Here is a 16,660-nt window from a genome sequence, read left to right as displayed (position 1 = left end):
CGCGGTCGTTTTCCGTCGTCGGCTCAGGGTTTGCGGGCTATCGCGGCGTACATGGCGATGTCGGCTTCGGGGACGTTGAGGGATTCGAGGTCGTCGGGGCGCCACTTGTGCATCTGCACCAGGCCGGGGTCGACGACGTCGAGGCCGTCGAAGAAGCGCTGCGCGGTGGTGCGCGAGCGGAACTTCAGGGTTTCGCCGTGCTCGCGGTACGCGCGGCGGACCTCGGCCAGCAGCTCCGGGGCGTACTCGTCGGTGGCGATCGTGGCCGCCACGTAGCTGCCCGAGGGCAGCACGTCGACGATGCGGCGGACCACGTCCAGCGCCTCGTCGTCGTCCTCGATGAAGTGCACGACCGCGATCAGCATCAGGCCGATCGGCCGGCTCGGGTCGAGGGTTTCCCGGAACTCCGGGGAGTTCAGGATCGTGTCGGGGTCGCGCAGATCGGCGTCGACGTAGGCGGTCCTCCCCCGCCCGTTCTGCGCCATCAGCGCGCGGGCGTGGGCGAGCACGATCGGATCGTTGTCGGTGTAGACCACGCGGGCTTCCGGCTTCACCTCCTGCACGACCTCGTGCAGGTTCGGCCTGGTCGGGATTCCGGTGCCGATGTCCAGGAACTGGTCGATCCCGCACTCGGTTGTCAGGAAACGTGCTGCGCGGTGCATGAACTCGCGGTTGGCGCGCATGTGCACCGGCAGCGCGGGCCAGACCTGCTGGGAGGCCTCCGCGGCGGCGCGGTCGACGGCGTAGTTGTCCTTGCCGCCCAGGATGTAGTCGTAGATCCGCGCGCCGTGCGCCACGTCCGTGCGCAGGTCCCCCACGCCGTCGCTCATGCCGCTCCTCCCCGAAGGCCAACGGACCCCGATGCTCCCAAAGATCAACACGGGCCGTCCACGCCCCAGTGGAACACGAACATCACACCTGCCACGGCGAGATCACCCGTTTCCGAACCGCTGGTCCAGGCGCACCAATCAGCACTGCGGCGTACGGGTGCTCCAAACGTGGTAATTCCCGTCATTCACCCCACAGGACGATCTTTTCTTGAGACCGTGAGCCCAGCGTGGGTTGATCACCAGCTCAGCCGAGCGTCCGGCCGGGGAACGCCGACGGCCACCTCCGCGAGCGCTGCGCAACCCGAGCACGACTGGATGGGGACCCCATGGACTACGGAATCGACATCAGCCACCACAACGCCGTCGACGACTGGGCGGCCGTTCGCGGCAACAACATCACCTTCGCGAGCATGAAGCTGACCGAGGGCCGGACGTGGGTCGACGAGGCGGCAGGCGCCCACGTGGCCGGTGCGCGCGGCGCGGGCATCATGACCGGCGGCTACCACTTCGCCCGCCCCGGGGCCATCGACCCGCAGGTCGGGCACTTCGCCTGGTGGATGGGCCAGCACGGGCTCAAGGAGCCGGGCAACATGTGGCCGATGCTCGACATGGAGGATCCCGAGATCCCCGACCCGAACGCCTTCATCGCCGAGTTCGTCCGGCTGCTGCGCGTCGCGACCGGTGTCCGCGGCGTGCTGGTGTACGCGAGCCTGAACTGGTTCCAGAACATCGTCGACCCCAACCTGTGGGCGGGCGACGACGTGCTGCTGTGGATCGCCCGCTACAACGGCGACCCCGGCAACCCGGGCTGGGGCCACCCGCGCCTGGCGTTGCACCAGCACAGCGACGCCGGACAGGTTCCCGGAATCCCCGGCGGGGTTGACCGCAACGCCACCGTCGGCGGCTACACCCAGGCGGCCTTCACGCTCTGAGCAACACCGGCGATCCCCTCGCCGTCCCACCGATGGCGAGGGGATCGCCGTGTCCCGCAGAGCTTCTCGAAGACCGGTCAGCCGTGGTGGATCGAGGCGAACGGTGCCGCCTCGTAGCTCGGGCCGGTGGAACCGATGCCGAGGAGGCGTCCGCCGACCTCGGTTCCGGCGTGGACCGGACCTTCGGCGGGACCGTCGACCGCCTGCCAGGTGGTGCCGTCGTAGCGGAGCGGGCCGGTCTCGGCGAGGTTCCACAGCGCGCCCTCCGCGTGGACGAACTCGCCGGGTGCGCCCGCGTCCGGGGCGGGAGCTTCGCTCCAGGCCGCGCCGTTCCAGTGCAGCAGCACGGGTTCGGTCTGCTCCGGCTGGTCGTAGATGCGCGCGGCGGCCGAGATCCACACGTCGTCCGGGGCGCGGGCTGCCACGTCGTTGACCTCGAAGAGGGCGTTCTCGGGCATCTCGACCGGCGGCACCGGCACCTCGGCCCAGGCGGTTCCGTCCCAGTGCAGGGCCATCGCGGCGTCGCCCCGCGTCCCGGCGATCCACAGGTCGTCCGGGGCGCCCCCGATCGCGTCCAGCGTCGCCTCGTTCGCCGGCGCCGGCAGCGGCAGGTCGTGCCAGGCCGCGCCGTCCCAGCGCTTGGCGAAGGAGAGCTGCCGGGGTTCCTGCCCGTCGTCGTAGCCCTTGCCGATCAGCCAGACCTCGTCACCGACCGCGACCACGTCGTCGGGGCGCACCCGGGTGGCGCCGGGGACGTCCACCGGGACCTCCGCCCACGCCGCACCGTCCCAGCGCAACAGCGCCCCGGCGGTGTTCTTGTAGCCCCAGCCGATGGTCCACGCGTCGTTCGGGCCGGCCACGGCCGAGGACACCAGGTGACCGACCGGCGGGACCGGGACCTCCGCCCAGCTCCCGTCGGCTCCGCGGCGGTACGCCTGCGAGGTCGACGAGGTGCCGCCGGCCTGCCCGTAGGAGCCGAAGGCCCAGGCCTCGCCGCCACCGCTGGACGCGGTGGAGATCGTCGACGAGAGGTCCGGCCGCTGCGGGAACGGCTCCGCCGTCCACGCCTCCTGGGCGCTGGCCACGCCTCCCACCAGCGCCGTCGTCGCGACGAGCGCGGTGATGATCCCGGTCCGCTTGAGCACGATCGTCCCCCTCCAGTCGGTCACGTCATCACTCAGACGCACCGAACCGGAAGGAGGTTGTCCGGACCGCTCGACGACAACTGCGGCGGCCCCCCCTTCCACAGGGGACCGCCGCAGTGTCATCTCACCCGGAGGTGATCAGGCGACGTAGCCGCGGGGCTGGACCAGGGAGGTCAGCTGGTCGAGGCTCAGCCAGTACTCCTTGTTGCCGCTGAAGTTCGCCGGGTCGGCGATCTTCACGTTCTTCTTCTCGGCGTCGTAGCCGACGACCGACACGTAGTGGTAGATCGTCTGGCTCGACGGGTACCCGGGCGGCTGGTTGCCGGGCTCGGCGACGATGTTGGCGACCATGGCCTTGCCGCTGTCGATGTTGCGAACCGTGTCGCTCCACAGCTCGTTGGTCATCTCCGGCGACACCTTGCGGCTGCTGAGGTCCTTGGCGACGTAGTGCGTGCCGGTGTTGGCCAGCAGCTTGTTCAGGCCGTCCGCGACCTGGCCGACGTGGTCGGTTCCGTTCTCGGTGGTGCGGAGCTCCTTGGCCAGCTCGGCCTGAGAGGGCAGGTCACCGGTCTTGGACGACATGGCGATGCGGGTCGCGGCGGGGCCGCACCAGTAGCCGGTCAGCTGGGCCGCGTAGTTGACGGGGAGTTCCTTGGTGACCGCCTGCGGCTTGACGTCCGCAGACTTCTTCTCGGCCTTCTCGGCCTTCTGCTCTGCCTTCTTGTCGGCCTTCGGGGCGGCCGGCGCTGCGGGGACAGCGGCGGGGGCCAGAGCAACGGGAGCGGGGGCTTCGGGGAGTGCGGGGGACAGGGCCGGGGCGGGGGCGGGGCTCTGCACACCGACCGGCTGCGTGGCAGCGTCCACGCTGTGCGGGGTCGATGTTTCGGCGCTTGCCAATGCACCGAGGCCCAGGGCTGCGGCCAATCCGAACGGGACAACCGCAACTGCGAGCCGGGGCATCTAGGTCTCCGTTTCAAGGCGGGATCATTACAACTTCATATCCTTACGCCAAGCGACGATCCTTTAATGGGCCGAATGGAGCAATCTATTGAGGCCCGCACCACCATCTCACTGCGCGTCACGTGATCGTCCCCCCTGGTCACAGGCACGAATCCCGATCACCAAGAAGCGATCGACTCCCCATTTCGAAAACTGTCGGTAAACGGTCGCGCACACGCCGCAATAATTGCGATGCGAAACGCGAGCGGGCAATTGACGGAGCGTGGCGGACAGCCGGAGCCATTCAGTAGTCAGCCGGGCACGAATTGTTGACCCTGTAAGCAGGGTCACAGTTCCAGCCCCGCTCGCGAGTCGCTTTCGAGGGCGTGCGAGCACGCATCGTCAACGGCACGAGGAGGCCGCAGCGGTAACGCCGACCGGCCCTGCTCGCTACCGGGCGTGGCCGCGGCGAGCGCGCTGACCACGCAGCGCGGCCACGTGCGAGATCAACCGGCCTCGAAGGGAAAGCGGACGGAATCCCTCGAATTGCCCGACGTAGCGCGGTTTCGTCCCGTTCTTCCTTTTCCGGATCAAGGAGAGCTCTCGGGAATTTCCCATTTGATGAGCACGCGATGACGACGAACGCCGACGTCGCGCGCGCCTGGACGGCGTAGCCGACCCCGCACCGGATCACCGGAACGACCGTCCACCAGGGACGACGAGACCTGGACCACAGCAGAGGGGTTCTGGGAAAGACCCCTGAGAACCACGCGGAACTGACTCGCGCGCAACGCGGACGCGAAATTCCGGTGACTAGTATCGCCCCGCCGGATGACCTAGCACCGGCACGAAAAACGCCTGGACGTCGCTTTTCTCCGGCGTGTCCTGGTCACGAAGGGACTTGGTTTTCGTGGATTCATCGTTGCGGTCGGGGCAGGATGCTGCGCCCACGACCGACGCCGACGGCTATTCGAAGTCGCTCGGCAATCGCCAGGTGCAGATGATCGCCATCGGCGGAGCGATCGGCGTCGGGCTCTTCCTCGGTGCAGGAGGCAAGCTCGCCACGGTCGGCCCCTCGCTGGTGGTCGCCTACGCGCTGTGCGGTCTGGCGGCGTTCTTCGTCATGCGCGCCCTCGGTGAACTGGTGCTGTACCGCCCGGTCGCGGGCAGCTTCGTGGAGTACGCCCGCGAGTTCATCGGCCCCTGGGCGGGTTTCGCCTCCGGCTGGATGTACTGGCTGAACTGGGCGATGACCGGCATCGCCGAGATCACCGCGGTCGCGATCTACGTGCACCGCTGGCTGCCGGACCTGCCGCAGTGGATCACGGCGCTGATCGCGCTGGGCGTGCTGCTGGCGGTCAACCTGGTGTCGGTGAAGCTGTTCGGCGAGCTGGAGTTCTGGTTCTCGCTGGTCAAGGTGCTGGCGATCCTGGTGTTCCTCGTCGTGGGCCTGGGTCTGGTGTTCACCGCCACCGACATCGGCGGTGCCCCGGCGGGACCGGCCAACCTCACCTCGCACGGCGGCTTCTTCCCCAGCGGCTTCGGCATCACGCTGATGGCGTTGCAGTCGGTGGTCTTCGCCTACTCGGCGATCGAGATGGTCGGCATCACCGCGGGTGAGGCCAAGGACCCGCACAAGGTGCTGCCGAAGGCCATCAACGGCGTGGTGTGGCGGATCGCCATCTTCTACGTCGGTTCGGTGCTGCTGCTGGCGATGCTGCTGCCGTGGACGGTCTTCAGCGCCGACGAGAGCCCGTTCGTCACCGTGTTCTCCCGCCTGGGGATCCCAGGAGTCGGCGACGTGATGAACGCCGTGGTGCTCACCGCCGCGCTGTCGTCGTGCAACTCCGGTCTGTACTCGACCGGACGCATCCTGCGGGCGCTGGCCAACGACGGCGAGGCGCCGAAGTTCGCCGCGAAGATGAACAAGCGCCGCGTTCCCTACGGCGGAATCCTGTTCACCGCAGCTGCTTTCGTGCTCGGCGTCATCCTCAACGGCATCGTGCCGGAGCAGGCGTTCGAGATCGCCACGGCGATCGCCTCGCTCGGCGTGGTCGCGACCTGGGCCACGCTGGTGATCTGCCAGATGCGGCTGCGGACCCGGGCCATGCGCGGTGAGATCGAGCGGCCGAGCTACCGGATGCCCGGTGCGCCCTACACGAGCTGGGCCACGCTGGCGTTCCTCGCCCTGGTGATCGCCCTGATGGGCTTCTCCGACGGCGCGGAGCGGATCGCGTTCTTCTCGATCCCCGCCATCGTCGCGGTGATCGCGCTCGGCTGGTGGCTGATCTCGCGCGGCCGCAACAAGCGCGCGAACGGCGAGCCGATGGCCACCATCGGTTCGTGACCTGCTGACGGGAGAACGGCTTCCGGGATTCCCGGGAGCCGTTCTCCCGTCTCACGGGGAGTCCCCTCAGGACGCGACGGGCTCCAGCAGGACCACGGGGATCGTCCGCTCGGTCTTCGTCTGGTACTCGGCGTAGTTCGGGAACGCCGCGACCGCGCGGTCCCACCACAGCTCGCGCTCCTCGCCGCTGAGCTCGCGCGCTTCGTAGTCGCCGCGCTGCGGCCCGTCCTGCAGCTCCACCCTCGGGTTGGCCCGCATGTTGTGGTACCAGACGGGGTTCTGCGGAGCCCCGCCCAGCGAGGCGACGACGGCGTAGCGCCCGTCGTGCTCGACGCGCATCACCGGCGTCTTGCGGATCTTGCCGGACTTGGCGCCCTTGGTGGTCAGCACGACGACCGGAAACCCGTGCATCGTGGTGCCTTCGGTACCGCCGGAGCTCTCGTACTTCTCGACCTGATCTCGCACGAACTCGGTCGGGCTCGGTTCGTACTCGCCAGTCAACGGCATCTTCGTACCTCCATCGCAGAACCGGGTCGTGACCACGACAACATCAGAATCCCGACCCGCATTCCACGCGACTCACCCACCCGTGGGTCAGCGGCGACGCGGTTTGCGCCCCTTGCCCGGAGCCGGACCGCGGCGCGACGCCGGCTTGCGCGCCTGGGTGGCGGCGGGCTTGGCGGGGGCCTTCTTGGTCTTGCGGGCGGGTTCGGCCTGCTGCTTGCCCCGGGTGCTGTTGACCGTGCGACCGCGGACGATCCCGATGAACTGCTCCATCAGGTCTGTGGTCTCGTCCTCGATCCAGCTCAGCGCGACGGTGGATTCGGGAGCGTCGGTGATCGGCCGGTAGGTGAGGTCCTTGCGGTGGTGCAGCCGCGCCAACGACTGCGGCACGACCAGCAACCCGACCCCGGCGGCGACCAGCACGATCGCGTCGGCCGTGGTGGCGGGGCGCTCGACCGCGGGAAGTCCGGGCGGGCGCTCCCAGTCGAGGGTGTCGTCGAGCGGGTGCAGCAGCACGTCCTCGGCGAGGTCCTCGGGGGTGACCTCGTCGGCGGCGGCGACCACGTGGTCCTTGGGCACCACGACCACGGTCTGCTCGGTGTAGAGCGGGATGGCGTGCAGCCCGGTGCGGTCGATGGGCAGCCTCAGCAGCGCCGCGTCGGCTTCACCGCCGCGGACCAGGCCGGGCGCCTCGGCGGCCGCGGTCTGGACGAGGTTGAGGGGAACGAGGGGTTCGCGCTCCTGCCACTTGCGCGCCCACTTGTCGGGCGTGATGCCGGGGACGTAGGCGAGGTCGAAGGACGGGGCCGACTCTGTCACCTGCCCAGACTACCGGCCGGAGTCGCCGGTTACGCTGGTCGGATGACGTCGCGCAAAACCGTCCAGACGATGAAGCCCGCCACGGCGGCCAAGAAGCTGGGTGTCCTGCTGGAGGCCACCCCCGCCGACTTCCAGGAGGGCGTCGTCTCGCGCGACGAGCTCAACGCGCTGCAGGCCGACCCGCCGGAGTGGCTGCGCGACCTGCGCCGCAACGGTCCGCACCCGCGCCCCGTCGTCGCGGCGAAGCTGGGCATCTCGATCAGCGGGCTGACCCGCAACGGCTACGCGGACCCGCTGACCACCGAGCAGATCAACGCGATCCGCGACGAGGACCCCGAGTGGCTCCAGCAGGAGCGCACCACCCGCGTCGAAGCGCGTCGCGAGGAGGAGCGGGCGCAGGCCCGCAAGGCGGCCAAGGCCGAGAACTCCGCCAAGACCCGCGAGAACTCCTGACCGAAATCCGCACGCGATCAGGTGGGGACAACGCGCCCAAATATGGGGTACATTCGTGTTCCTGTTACTCCGAGTACACCGTAGTGCGGAGGTGTGGGCATGACCGCCGTCGATGTTGCCGGCCAGGGCGTGGAGCAGGACTTCTCCAGCCGCCTGCTCGAATCGTCGCAGATGCTGTCCTACGACCCGATGACCGAGATCGACTGGGACAGTCCCCTGCCAGCCGATCAGCACGGGCTGAACCCCGAGTGGAGCACCCTCTACGGCACGCCGCTGTGGGACGAGCTCACCGAGGAGCAGCGGATCACCCTCACCAGGCACGAAGTGTGCTCGATCATGAGCACCGGCATCTGGTTCGAGATGATCCTCCAGCAGATGATCCTGCGCGACCAGTACGTCAAGAACCCGGCGAACTCCGAGTTCCAGTTCGCCCTCACCGAGATCGCCGACGAGTGCCGGCACTCCATCATGTTCGCCCGCATCTGCCAGAAGCTCGAAGTACCCGCCTACTTCCCGCCGAAGCTGATCGTCGAGCTGGCGCGCCTGTTCAAGAGCACCGCGGGCGGTGAGGTCGCCTACGGCGGGACGTTGGTGGCCGAAGAGGTCCTCGACGTCATGCAGCGCGACTGGATGCGCGGGGAGAACGTGCTCGACGTGGTGCGGACGAGCTCCAAGATCCACGTCCTGGAGGAGTCCAGGCACATGAAGTTCGCTCGCGAGGAGATCAAGGAGCACATCAAGGGCAAGAGCACGCTGCAGCGCCACACCAGCGCCGCGCTGATCGCCCTGATCTCCTACGGCATCGTCTCCAGCCTCGTGAACCCGAGGGTCTACAAAGCGGTGGGCATCCGGCCGCGGCGCGGACTGGCCGCGGCGCAGGCCAACGAGCACCGGAAGTCCATGCTGCGCAACGCGTGCGCTGGGCTCATGGGCTTCCTCGACGAGGCCGGCCTGCTCACCCCGCCCGCGGTCGCGCTGTACAAGCGCGTCCACATGATCTGAGTCAGTCGTCGACTGGATCCGCTTCTGCCAGCGGCAGATCCGGATCCAGCTCGAGGCCGTAGACCTGCAGCGACTGGTCGAGCAGCTGCCAGGTCCAGTCGCAGAGCCAGTCGGTGAGCTCGTCGAGGGTGAGACCGTTCGGCTCCTGCAGCCAGCTGCCCGCGCTGGACTCGACGAGCCCGACGATGCCGAAGGCCAGCGGCTGGACGACCGGGATCTGGATGCCGAACTGGTCCAGGAAGTACTGGAACAGCCCCGTCACCTGGCGGGCGATGACCGTCTTGACGTCGGCGACGACGTTCTGCCCGGACTCGCCGGTCGCCGAGTTCATGCTCAGGTAGCGGTAGAGGTTGCCGTGGTCGGCGAGCCAGTTGGTGTGCGCGCCGATCGCGGCGCGGATCATCTCCCTCGGCGTGCCGCGCGGGTTGAACATCGGTGCGAGCTCGGCGGTGACCATCTCGGCGACGCGCTCGGCGATGGCGGCGCCGAGGTCGGAGGTGTCGTTGAAGTACTTGTACAGCCTCGGCCTGGCCACGCCGGCCTCTTCGGCCATCAGTTCGACCGAGACCTCGGGCCCGTGCTTGGCGATCGCGCTCAGCGCCGCATCGACCAGCTCTTTCCGGCGCTTCTCGCGGTATCCCGCCCACCGGGCGCTGCGGCCGTCCACCTGCCGTGTCGTTGATGCGGTCACCCGCGAAGTCTACCGGCCGCGAAAAAGGTCTCCGCATCCGCGGATTTATGGGGTACAGTTTGTTCCTGTTACTTCGAGTACGACTAACTGCGGAGGTGCGCCCATGACCGCCGTCGGCGTTGCCGGCCAGAGCGCCGAGCAGGACTTCTCCAGCCGCCTGTTGGAGTCATCGCAGACGTTGTCCTACGACCCGATGACCGAGATCGACTGGGACGGCCCCCTGCCCGAGGACCAGTACGGGCTGAGCCCGGAGTGGAGCACCCTCTACGGCACGCCGCTGTGGGACGAGCTCACCGAGCAGCAGCGGATCACGCTCACCAGGCACGAGGTCTGCTCCATGATGAGCACCGGCATCTGGTTCGAGATGATCCTGCAGCAGATGATCCTGCGCGACCAGTACGTCAAGAACCCGGCGAACTCCGAGTTCCAGTTCGCGCTCACGGAGATCGCCGACGAGTGCCGGCACTCGATCATGTTCGCCCGCATCTGCCAGAAGCTCGAAGTGCCCGCCTACCTGCCCAGCAAGCTGGTCGTCGAGCTGGCGCGCGGCTTCAAGACCCTCGCCACCGGTGAGGTCGCCTACGGCGGCACGCTGGTCGCCGAAGAGGTCCTCGACGTCGTCCAGCGCGACTTCATGCGCGACGACCGCGTTCTCGACGTCGTGCAGACCAGCTCCAAGATCCACGTGGTCGAGGAATCCCGGCACATGAAGTTCGCCCGGGAGGAGATCAAGGAGCACATCAAGGGCAAGAGCAAGCTGCAGCGCCACTTCAGCGCGGCGCTGATCGCCGTGGTCGCCTACGTGATCGTCTCCAGCCTCGTCAGCCCGAAGGTCTACGACTCCATCGGCATGAACCGCAAGCGGGCGATGGACGCGGTCGCGAACAACGAGCACCGCAAGTCGCTGATGCGCAACGGCTGCGCCGGACTCATGGAGTTCCTCGACGAAGCCGGCCTGCTCACCCGTCCGGCGATCGCGCTCTACAAGCGCGTCCACATGATCTGAGTCCACGGCCATGACCTACGCGATCACGCAATCCTGTTGCGCCGACGCATCGTGCATCTCGGTGTGCCCGGTCAACTGCATCCACCCCACCCCGGACGAGCCCGACTTCGGCACCACCGACCGGCTCTACATCGACCCGCGCGCCTGCATCGGCTGCGGCGCCTGCGCCGATGCGTGCCCGGTGGACGCGGTGTTCCCGATCGACAAGCTCACCGGCGACCTGTCCGTGCACGTCGACATCAACCGGGAGCGGTTCTCCGAGATCCCGGCCGACTACCCCTGGGGAAGGCCGCAGTTCCCACGATCGCTGCCGACGCACGCCGCTGCGCCGAGCGTCGCGGTCGTGGGAACCGGGCCGGCTGCGGGCTACGCGGTGCAGTCGCTGCTGCGCTCCACCGACGCCGAGATCACGCTGATCGATCGGATGACCACCCCTGGCGGCCTGATCAAGTTCGGCGTCGCTCCGGATCACCCGAGCACCAAGCAGATCGAGCACACCTTCGCGACCAGCTACAAGCACCCCAGGGTCCGCATGCACCTGGGCGTGGAGGTCGGGCGGACCATCAGCCACGCTGAGCTGACCGAGCACCACAACGCGGTCGTCTACGCCGTCGGCGCACCCGGTCACCGCACGCTGGGACTTCCCGGCGAGGACCTGCCCGGCACGATGGCCGCCCGCGAGTTCGTCGGCTGGTGCAACGGGCATCCGGACATCCCGGCCGACGCGGTCGAGCTGTCCTCGGAGCGGGTCGTGATCGTGGGCAACGGCAACGTGGCGCTGGACGCCGCGCGCCTGCTGCTCAGCGACCCCGACGAGCTGGTCGGCACCCCGATCGCCGACCACGCGCTCGCCGCCCTGCGCAGGAGCAAGGTCCGGGAGGTCGTGCTGCTCGCGCGGCGGGGTCCCGAGCACGCGGCGTTCACGCGGTCGGAGTGGGTCGGCATCGAGCAGCGGCTGAAGGGCCGCATCGTGGTCGACGGCCACGGTGGCGCTGCGGAGTCGATCGCCTCGGCCGAGGACGGATCGACGGCCGCGCTGCTGCGCGAGCTGCCGGTCGAGGACGTCGACTGGGATCGCGCTCCGGGCGAGGACCGCCGCCTGGTGCTGCGCTTCTCCTCCGCCCCGCGGGAAGTGGTCGGCGATCCGCAGGTCAGGGCTCTCCGCGTCGGTGACGGCTCGGGCAACCGGGACCTCGCGGCCGGGATGGTGCTGTGGTCGGTGGGCAGCCGCGGGGTGCAGATCCCGCAACTGCCGTTCGACGAGGCGACCGGGGTCATCCCGAACACCGGTGGCCGGGTCGAGCCGGGGACCTACGTGGTCGGTTGGGCCAAGCGCGGGGCGGCGGGCGGCATCGGCGCCAACCGCGCGTGCGCGTCGGAGACCATCGACTCGCTGATCGACGACGCAGCAGCCGGCACGCTGCACAACGCGAACAAGGACGCCAAGTCCTTCGCCAAGCTGCTGCGCTCCCGCAGGTGAACACGCGCTGATTCGCCTTGAGACCGCCCCGGTCTCAAGGCGAATCGTGCTGTTCCCGCAGCACTTCACCGAGGCGGGACAGGAGCTCTCGCAATTCCTGGAGCCCGTCGGCCCCGAGGTGCTCGCCGAGGGCCCGCTCGATCTCGTGGATGCGCCCGGCCGCGGCCTGCAGCGCCTCCACCCCGGTCGGCGTGGCCACGACCTGACGGGCGCGCCCGTCGGCCGGGTCGGGCCTGCGCTCGACATATCCGCACCTCTGCAGGTGCGTGACCAGCTCGCCCATCGCCTGCTGGGTCATCCCGGCGGCCTCCGCCAGTTCGGACACCCGCGAGCCGGCCGGATCCAGGTAGCGGAACACCGCGTAGTGCGCGGGTCGCAGCTCCTCGTCGAGGTCGTCGCGCAGGCCGTCGTTGAGCCGCCGCTCGAAGGCGGTGGCACTCTGCACGAGGAGCTTGAGCAGGGTGGGGTCTTCCGCGGACATGAAATGAAGGCTACCTTATCAATTAGGAAGGCAGCCTTCACACGAGGAGTGGGTGCGATGCTCGACCCGCTGGTGTTCCGCGACGGTCGCCGGGTCACGTTCGTGGCCGAAGGCAGCGACGGGGAAGGCCCGTTCCTGCGCATCGAGCACCGGCTGCCGCGACCGGCCCGGCAGGCGGGCCCGCACTGGCACCCGCTGCTCACCGAACGCTGGACCGTCCGCCGAGGACGGGTGCGGTTCCGCATCGACGGCCGGGAACTCGTCCTCGGTGCCGGCGAGTCCGCCTCGGCCGGAGCGCGTCAGGTCCACGAGTTCAGCACGCTGTCCGCCGACGTCGTGCTCGACCACGAGATCCGCCCGCCGCTGCAGCACCGCCGCATGTTCGAGCTCTGGCACGCCCTCGACAACGCCGGGGCGACCACGCGCTCCGGGTTGCCGCGCAACCCGCTGGCGCTCGCCCTGCTCTGGCAGGCCCAGGACGGCTACCTCGCCGGCGTCCCCGCCTGGCTCCAGCGCGCGCTCTTCGGCGGCCTGGCCCGGCTCGCCCGCGCCCTGCGCTACGAGCAGCGCCTGGACGAGCGAAAGGGGCGCGCGGACTGACCGCGCGCCTCTCCCCCGGAACTCGCTCAGTGCGCTGCGACCGCCGCGGTGGCGCCCTCGGTCTTGCGGACGAACAGGGCCGTGCCGAAGGCGACCAGGCCGATCACACCGGCGACGACGAACGCGGTGCGCAGTCCCGAGGCGTCGGGGACGCCCGCCGGGTTGGCCGAGGCCAGCGACGACACCGTCACGAACACCGCCGTGCCGAACGCGCCCGAGACCTGCTGCAACGTGCCCAGGATCGCGCTGCCGTGCGAGTACAGGTGATCGGGCAGCGCGCCCAGCGACGAGGTCATCAGCGGCGTCATCATCAGGCTCAGCCCGAGCATCAGCAGCAGGTGGAAGCCGATCACCATGCCCAGCGGCGACTCCGGGGTCAGCGTGGCGAACAGCCACAGCGACACCGCCATCGCGGCGGCGCCCGGGATCACCAGCGGACGCGGTCCGATCCGGTCGAACAGCCGCCCGACCGGACGTCCCATCAGACCCATCAGCAGACCGCCCGGCAGCACCGCCAGACCGCTGACGAACGTGGTCGTCTTGAGCACGGTCTGCAGGTACAGCGGCAGCAGGATCGCCGCCGCGCCCAGCAGGCACATGAACAGCAGCGCCGCCAGCACCAGCGACACGACGAACGGGCGGTGGGTGAAGGGCCGCAGGTCCAGCAGCGCCCGGTCCTCGCGCTGCAACCGCAGCTGCCGGGCCACGAACACCACCAGCGACACGGCACCGACCACCAGCGGCACCCACGGCGGGACGGTGTGCGAGCCACCGGACTCGCCGATGGCCGACAGCCCGTAGAGCAGACCGCCGAAACCGATCGCCGACAGCAGCACCGACAGCACGTCCAGCGGCACCGAACGGGTCTCGCTGTCCAGGCGCATCCACACCGCACCGATGGCCAGCGCGATCAGCGACAGCGGCAGCACGATCCAGAACATCCAGCGCCAGCCCAGCGAGGACAGCACCGCCCCACCGATGGTCGGCCCCACGGCCGGTGCGACGGCGATGACGATGCTGATCGTGCCCATCGTGGCGCCGCGCTTCTCCACCGGGACCAGGCGCATCGCCGAGGTCATCAGCAGCGGCAGCATCACCGCCGTGCCGGTCGCCTGCACGACGCGACCCACCAGCAGCATCCCGAACCCGGGTGCCAACCCGCTCAGCAGCGTGCCGAGGCTGAACAGGACCATCGCGGCCATGAACACCTGACGCGGGGTGAAGCGCTCCAGCAGGAACCCGGTGATCGGGATGACCACCGCCATCGTCAGCAGGAACCCGCTGGTCAGCCACTGCACGGTGGTGGTGGACACGTGGAGGTCGACCGTGAGGTCGCGCAGCGCGACGCTCAGGATCGTCTCGTTGAGGATCATCACGAAGGCCGAGGCGACCAGCACGCTCAGCAGCACGTTTGCTCTCGGCGGTGTGGCCTGCCGGTCGGGCTCCGCGATCGCGGCCGTCTCGGTCATGGGTTGTCGTGCACCTCGCTCGTGTGGGGCCTTGGTCACGGCCGTTGTCCTTCCCGACCGGGGGTACCGGCCGGATTCGCCGACATCGCCGACGGCGTTCGGCATGCAGTTCTGGCGGTGGAAGCCCGGATCACGCGTCGGGTCGACCCACGCGACGGTGGGGTCCGCGACGACGTCGGGCGCGGCCGATGATCGGCCGGCGGTCAGATGATCCGGTGCCGGGGAGTCACGTGAACCGTCCCCTCACAAGCATGCTCGTCCCCCCAGAGCTCCGATCCAGCTTAACGCCCTGATCTGACAGGGCGTTCCGTCGCGGCGGGATGCGACGGTGCGAACACCCCGTACCAACGCACACGATGTTTCCCATCATCCGCGCTGGTCAAACGATTTTTCGCCGGCTAGATCGCGAGAGGCCGGTCCACCTGCGGGAACGCTAAGCGGATGACGAACGTCACGTTGGAGGTGCTGCTCAGCTCCGGGCGCTCCGCCAGCGCCCCAGCGCGGTGTCCAGGACCAGGAACGCCGCCAGCGAAACACCCAGCAGCGGCAGGAAGAACGCCACCACCAGCGTCACCGCGCCCAGCGGCAGCAGCACGCGCAACGGCACCTGGCGCCAGACCCCGCGCGCGACCGGAGCGCCGAAGGCACCGGCCGGACGGCGGCGCCACCACATCCGGTAGCCGAGGACGACCGTGGTCAGCAACGCCACCACCAGCGCGGCCAGCACCAGCTGGTTGACCAGGCCGAACAGCAGCCCCATGTGCGCGTCGACGCCCCAGCGCGCCAGCTTCGCCATCACCGGCCAGTCGGCGAAGCGCAGCGTCGCGGTGACCTGACCGCTGGCGGCGTCGACGGCGACCGAGTCCTGCTGCGTCGGCCAGTGCCGCTGCACCTGCTGCACCACGTAGGAACCGCCCGAGGTCGGCGGGGTCAGCTCCACGGGCCCGGTCACGCCCTGCGCCTCGGCGGCGCGCAGCACCCGTTCCGGACCGACGTCGCCACCGGTGTGCGCGGTGTGCCCGTGGTGCCCGTGATGGCCCTGGTGCTCGGGCGGGACCACGTCGGTGGACACCGTCGGCGTCTCCCAGGCCAGCACCTCGCGGAGCTGGGTGACGTTCGCGCCCGCGTAGTTCGACCAGGTCAGCCCGGTGGCCGACAGGAACAGCAGGCCCAGCGCGATGCAGGTGCCGATCGCGCCGTGCCAGGACAGCAGCCGCTTGCGCCCGGTGGCGCCGGGCTCGGGGACGACGAGCCGCTTGCGGGAGGTGCGGCGGCGCCGGAACCACAGCAGCAGCCCGCCCAGCACCACCACCCACAGCCAGCTGGCCGCGAGTTCGCTGTAGAGCCTGCCGAAGTCGCCCAGGTGCAGGCCGCGGTGCAGGTTGTCGATCCACGCGCGCAGCGGCAGCGCCTGGCTGCTGCCGTAGGTCTCCAGGATTCCGCGCACCTCGGTGGTGTGCGGGTCGACGAACACCGTGCGCTGGAAGCTCTCCGGCAGGTCCGGGGCGTGGAAGATGACCTGCGTGGTGTCGGTCGGGGTGGGCGCCGGGCGGATGGACATCAGCGAGGCACCCGGGTGCGCGGCCTGCGCGGCGGCGAGCTGGTCGTCCACCGACGCGGTGCGCGGGCTCGCCGGCACGTGCAGCTCGCGGTCGTAGACCAGCTGTTCCAGCTGCGGGGTGAACACGTAGAGCAGCCCGGTGCCGGCGGCCACCAGCAGGAACGGGGCGATGAGCAGTCCGGCGTAGAAGTGCAGCCGCAGGACCAGCGGTCGCAGCGCCGCCCACGTTCCGGCGCGGCCGCTGCGCTGTTCGGCGGCCGGGGGCGCCTCGGTGCTCATCTCATCTCCATCCGCGCGTGGTGCGTCGTGGGAGATGTCGGTTCCGGTTGATCTCCGGTTCCCGGGAGTTGCCGCCGTCACACCGGTGGCCGTCCTCGGCGGCCGGAGCGGGTGCCGCGCGG

16 protein-coding genes are annotated in these 16,660 nt (G+C 69.4%); 7 read left to right on the top strand and 9 right to left on the bottom strand.

Annotated elements, in window-relative coordinates; translation table 11 throughout:
- Positions 1–23: 23 nt before the first annotated feature.
- Entirely contained in the window at positions 24–830 is an 807-nt protein-coding gene (locus KBO27_RS05470; RefSeq protein ID WP_210968849.1) for an SAM-dependent methyltransferase, read from the bottom strand.
- A 326-nt stretch (positions 831–1,156) separates the two neighbouring features.
- Between KBO27_RS05470 and KBO27_RS05465 the strand changes: the two genes are divergently transcribed.
- The gene (locus KBO27_RS05465) at positions 1,157–1,762 is read left to right on the top strand and encodes a glycoside hydrolase family 25 protein (protein WP_210968848.1); all 606 of its coding nucleotides are present in this window, start codon (positions 1,157–1,159) and stop codon (positions 1,760–1,762) included.
- 77 nt (positions 1,763–1,839) lie between these two features.
- Here the strand turns inward: KBO27_RS05465 and KBO27_RS05460 are convergent, their stop codons facing one another.
- Both KBO27_RS05460 and KBO27_RS05455 read right to left on the bottom strand, forming a co-directional pair.
- Positions 1,840–2,931 (bottom strand): hypothetical protein, encoded by a 1,092-nt coding sequence (locus KBO27_RS05460; RefSeq protein ID WP_307870248.1) that lies wholly within the window; start codon positions 2,929–2,931, stop codon positions 1,840–1,842.
- Positions 2,932–3,045: 114 nt separating this feature from the next.
- Positions 3,046–3,771: a C39 family peptidase gene (locus tag KBO27_RS05455; protein ID WP_307870247.1), complete on the bottom strand. Its 726-nt coding sequence runs from the start codon at positions 3,769–3,771 to the stop codon at positions 3,046–3,048.
- Between the two features lie 985 nt (positions 3,772–4,756).
- Between KBO27_RS05455 and KBO27_RS05450 the strand changes: the two genes are divergently transcribed.
- Positions 4,757–6,193: an amino acid permease gene (locus tag KBO27_RS05450; RefSeq protein ID WP_372448826.1), complete on the top strand. Its 1,437-nt coding sequence runs from the start codon at positions 4,757–4,759 to the stop codon at positions 6,191–6,193.
- A 66-nt stretch (positions 6,194–6,259) separates the two neighbouring features.
- Here KBO27_RS05450 and KBO27_RS05445 read toward each other — a convergent pair whose 3' ends face one another.
- Together KBO27_RS05445 and KBO27_RS05440 are read right to left on the bottom strand one after the other, a co-directional pair.
- Positions 6,260–6,700 (bottom strand): nitroreductase family deazaflavin-dependent oxidoreductase, encoded by a 441-nt coding sequence (locus KBO27_RS05445; RefSeq protein WP_210968846.1) that lies wholly within the window; start codon positions 6,698–6,700, stop codon positions 6,260–6,262.
- Between the two features lie 87 nt (positions 6,701–6,787).
- A complete protein-coding gene (locus KBO27_RS05440) occupies positions 6,788–7,516 on the bottom strand; it encodes a LysR substrate-binding domain-containing protein (protein WP_210968845.1) in 729 nt (242 codons plus the stop codon).
- Between the two features lie 42 nt (positions 7,517–7,558).
- Between KBO27_RS05440 and KBO27_RS05435 the strand changes: the two genes are divergently transcribed.
- Together KBO27_RS05435 and KBO27_RS05430 are read left to right on the top strand one after the other, a co-directional pair.
- The gene (locus tag KBO27_RS05435) at positions 7,559–7,969 is read left to right on the top strand and encodes a DUF5997 family protein (RefSeq protein WP_210968844.1); all 411 of its coding nucleotides are present in this window, start codon (positions 7,559–7,561) and stop codon (positions 7,967–7,969) included.
- A 99-nt stretch (positions 7,970–8,068) separates the two neighbouring features.
- On the top strand, positions 8,069–8,971 hold the full coding sequence (locus KBO27_RS05430) for an AurF N-oxygenase family protein (RefSeq protein ID WP_210968843.1): 903 nt from the start codon (positions 8,069–8,071) through the stop codon (positions 8,969–8,971).
- Between the two features lies 1 nt (position 8,972).
- Here the strand turns inward: KBO27_RS05430 and KBO27_RS05425 are convergent, their stop codons facing one another.
- Complete coding sequence (locus KBO27_RS05425) at positions 8,973–9,662, bottom strand: TetR/AcrR family transcriptional regulator (protein WP_210968842.1); 690 nt, start codon at positions 9,660–9,662, stop codon at positions 8,973–8,975.
- Positions 9,663–9,765: 103 nt separating this feature from the next.
- Between KBO27_RS05425 and KBO27_RS05420 the strand changes: the two genes are divergently transcribed.
- Complete coding sequence (locus KBO27_RS05420; protein WP_210968841.1) at positions 9,766–10,668, top strand: AurF N-oxygenase family protein; 903 nt, start codon at positions 9,766–9,768, stop codon at positions 10,666–10,668.
- 10 nt (positions 10,669–10,678) lie between these two features.
- Positions 10,679–12,148, top strand: coding sequence for an FAD-dependent oxidoreductase (locus tag KBO27_RS05415; RefSeq protein WP_210968840.1), 1,470 nt, complete (start codon positions 10,679–10,681; stop codon positions 12,146–12,148).
- A 34-nt stretch (positions 12,149–12,182) separates the two neighbouring features.
- Here KBO27_RS05415 and KBO27_RS05410 read toward each other — a convergent pair whose 3' ends face one another.
- Positions 12,183–12,629 (bottom strand): MarR family winged helix-turn-helix transcriptional regulator, encoded by a 447-nt coding sequence (locus tag KBO27_RS05410; protein ID WP_210968839.1) that lies wholly within the window; start codon positions 12,627–12,629, stop codon positions 12,183–12,185.
- A 57-nt stretch (positions 12,630–12,686) separates the two neighbouring features.
- Between KBO27_RS05410 and KBO27_RS05405 the strand changes: the two genes are divergently transcribed.
- A complete protein-coding gene (locus tag KBO27_RS05405) occupies positions 12,687–13,229 on the top strand; it encodes a cupin domain-containing protein (RefSeq protein WP_210968838.1) in 543 nt (180 codons plus the stop codon).
- Positions 13,230–13,255: 26 nt separating this feature from the next.
- Here the strand turns inward: KBO27_RS05405 and KBO27_RS05400 are convergent, their stop codons facing one another.
- The gene (locus KBO27_RS05400) at positions 13,256–14,698 is read right to left on the bottom strand and encodes a DHA2 family efflux MFS transporter permease subunit (RefSeq protein ID WP_210968837.1); all 1,443 of its coding nucleotides are present in this window, start codon (positions 14,696–14,698) and stop codon (positions 13,256–13,258) included.
- 469 nt (positions 14,699–15,167) lie between these two features.
- Positions 15,168–16,538: a PepSY-associated TM helix domain-containing protein gene (locus tag KBO27_RS05395; RefSeq protein WP_210968836.1), complete on the bottom strand. Its 1,371-nt coding sequence runs from the start codon at positions 16,536–16,538 to the stop codon at positions 15,168–15,170.
- Between the last annotated feature and the right edge of the window lie 122 nt (positions 16,539–16,660).

The organism is Saccharopolyspora endophytica (assembly GCF_018070075.1).
GTDB classification, from domain to species: domain Bacteria; phylum Actinomycetota; class Actinomycetes; order Mycobacteriales; family Pseudonocardiaceae; genus Saccharopolyspora; species Saccharopolyspora endophytica.
This window is presented reverse-complemented; position numbering and strand designations above follow the sequence as displayed.

What these genes read in the sequence shown, in the direction of transcription:
- KBO27_RS05465 (WP_210968848.1), top strand. Translation starts at nt 1,157, where the DNA reads ATGGACTACGGAATCGACATCAGCCACCACAACGCCGTCGACGACTGG.
- KBO27_RS05435 (WP_210968844.1), top strand. Translation starts at nt 7,559, where the DNA reads ATGACGTCGCGCAAAACCGTCCAGACGATGAAGCCCGCCACGGCGGCC.
- KBO27_RS05395 (WP_210968836.1), bottom strand. Translation starts at nt 16,538, where the DNA reads ATGAGCACCGAGGCGCCCCCGGCCGCCGAACAGCGCAGCGGCCGCGCC.
- KBO27_RS05400 (WP_210968837.1), bottom strand. Translation starts at nt 14,698, where the DNA reads ATGACCGAGACGGCCGCGATCGCGGAGCCCGACCGGCAGGCCACACCG.
- KBO27_RS05405 (WP_210968838.1), top strand. Translation starts at nt 12,687, where the DNA reads ATGCTCGACCCGCTGGTGTTCCGCGACGGTCGCCGGGTCACGTTCGTG.
- KBO27_RS05430 (WP_210968843.1), top strand. Translation starts at nt 8,069, where the DNA reads ATGACCGCCGTCGATGTTGCCGGCCAGGGCGTGGAGCAGGACTTCTCC.
- KBO27_RS05415 (WP_210968840.1), top strand. Translation starts at nt 10,679, where the DNA reads ATGACCTACGCGATCACGCAATCCTGTTGCGCCGACGCATCGTGCATC.
- KBO27_RS05470 (WP_210968849.1), bottom strand. Translation starts at nt 830, where the DNA reads ATGAGCGACGGCGTGGGGGACCTGCGCACGGACGTGGCGCACGGCGCG.
- KBO27_RS05410 (WP_210968839.1), bottom strand. Translation starts at nt 12,629, where the DNA reads ATGTCCGCGGAAGACCCCACCCTGCTCAAGCTCCTCGTGCAGAGTGCC.
- KBO27_RS05420 (WP_210968841.1), top strand. Translation starts at nt 9,766, where the DNA reads ATGACCGCCGTCGGCGTTGCCGGCCAGAGCGCCGAGCAGGACTTCTCC.
- KBO27_RS05445 (WP_210968846.1), bottom strand. Translation starts at nt 6,700, where the DNA reads ATGCCGTTGACTGGCGAGTACGAACCGAGCCCGACCGAGTTCGTGCGA.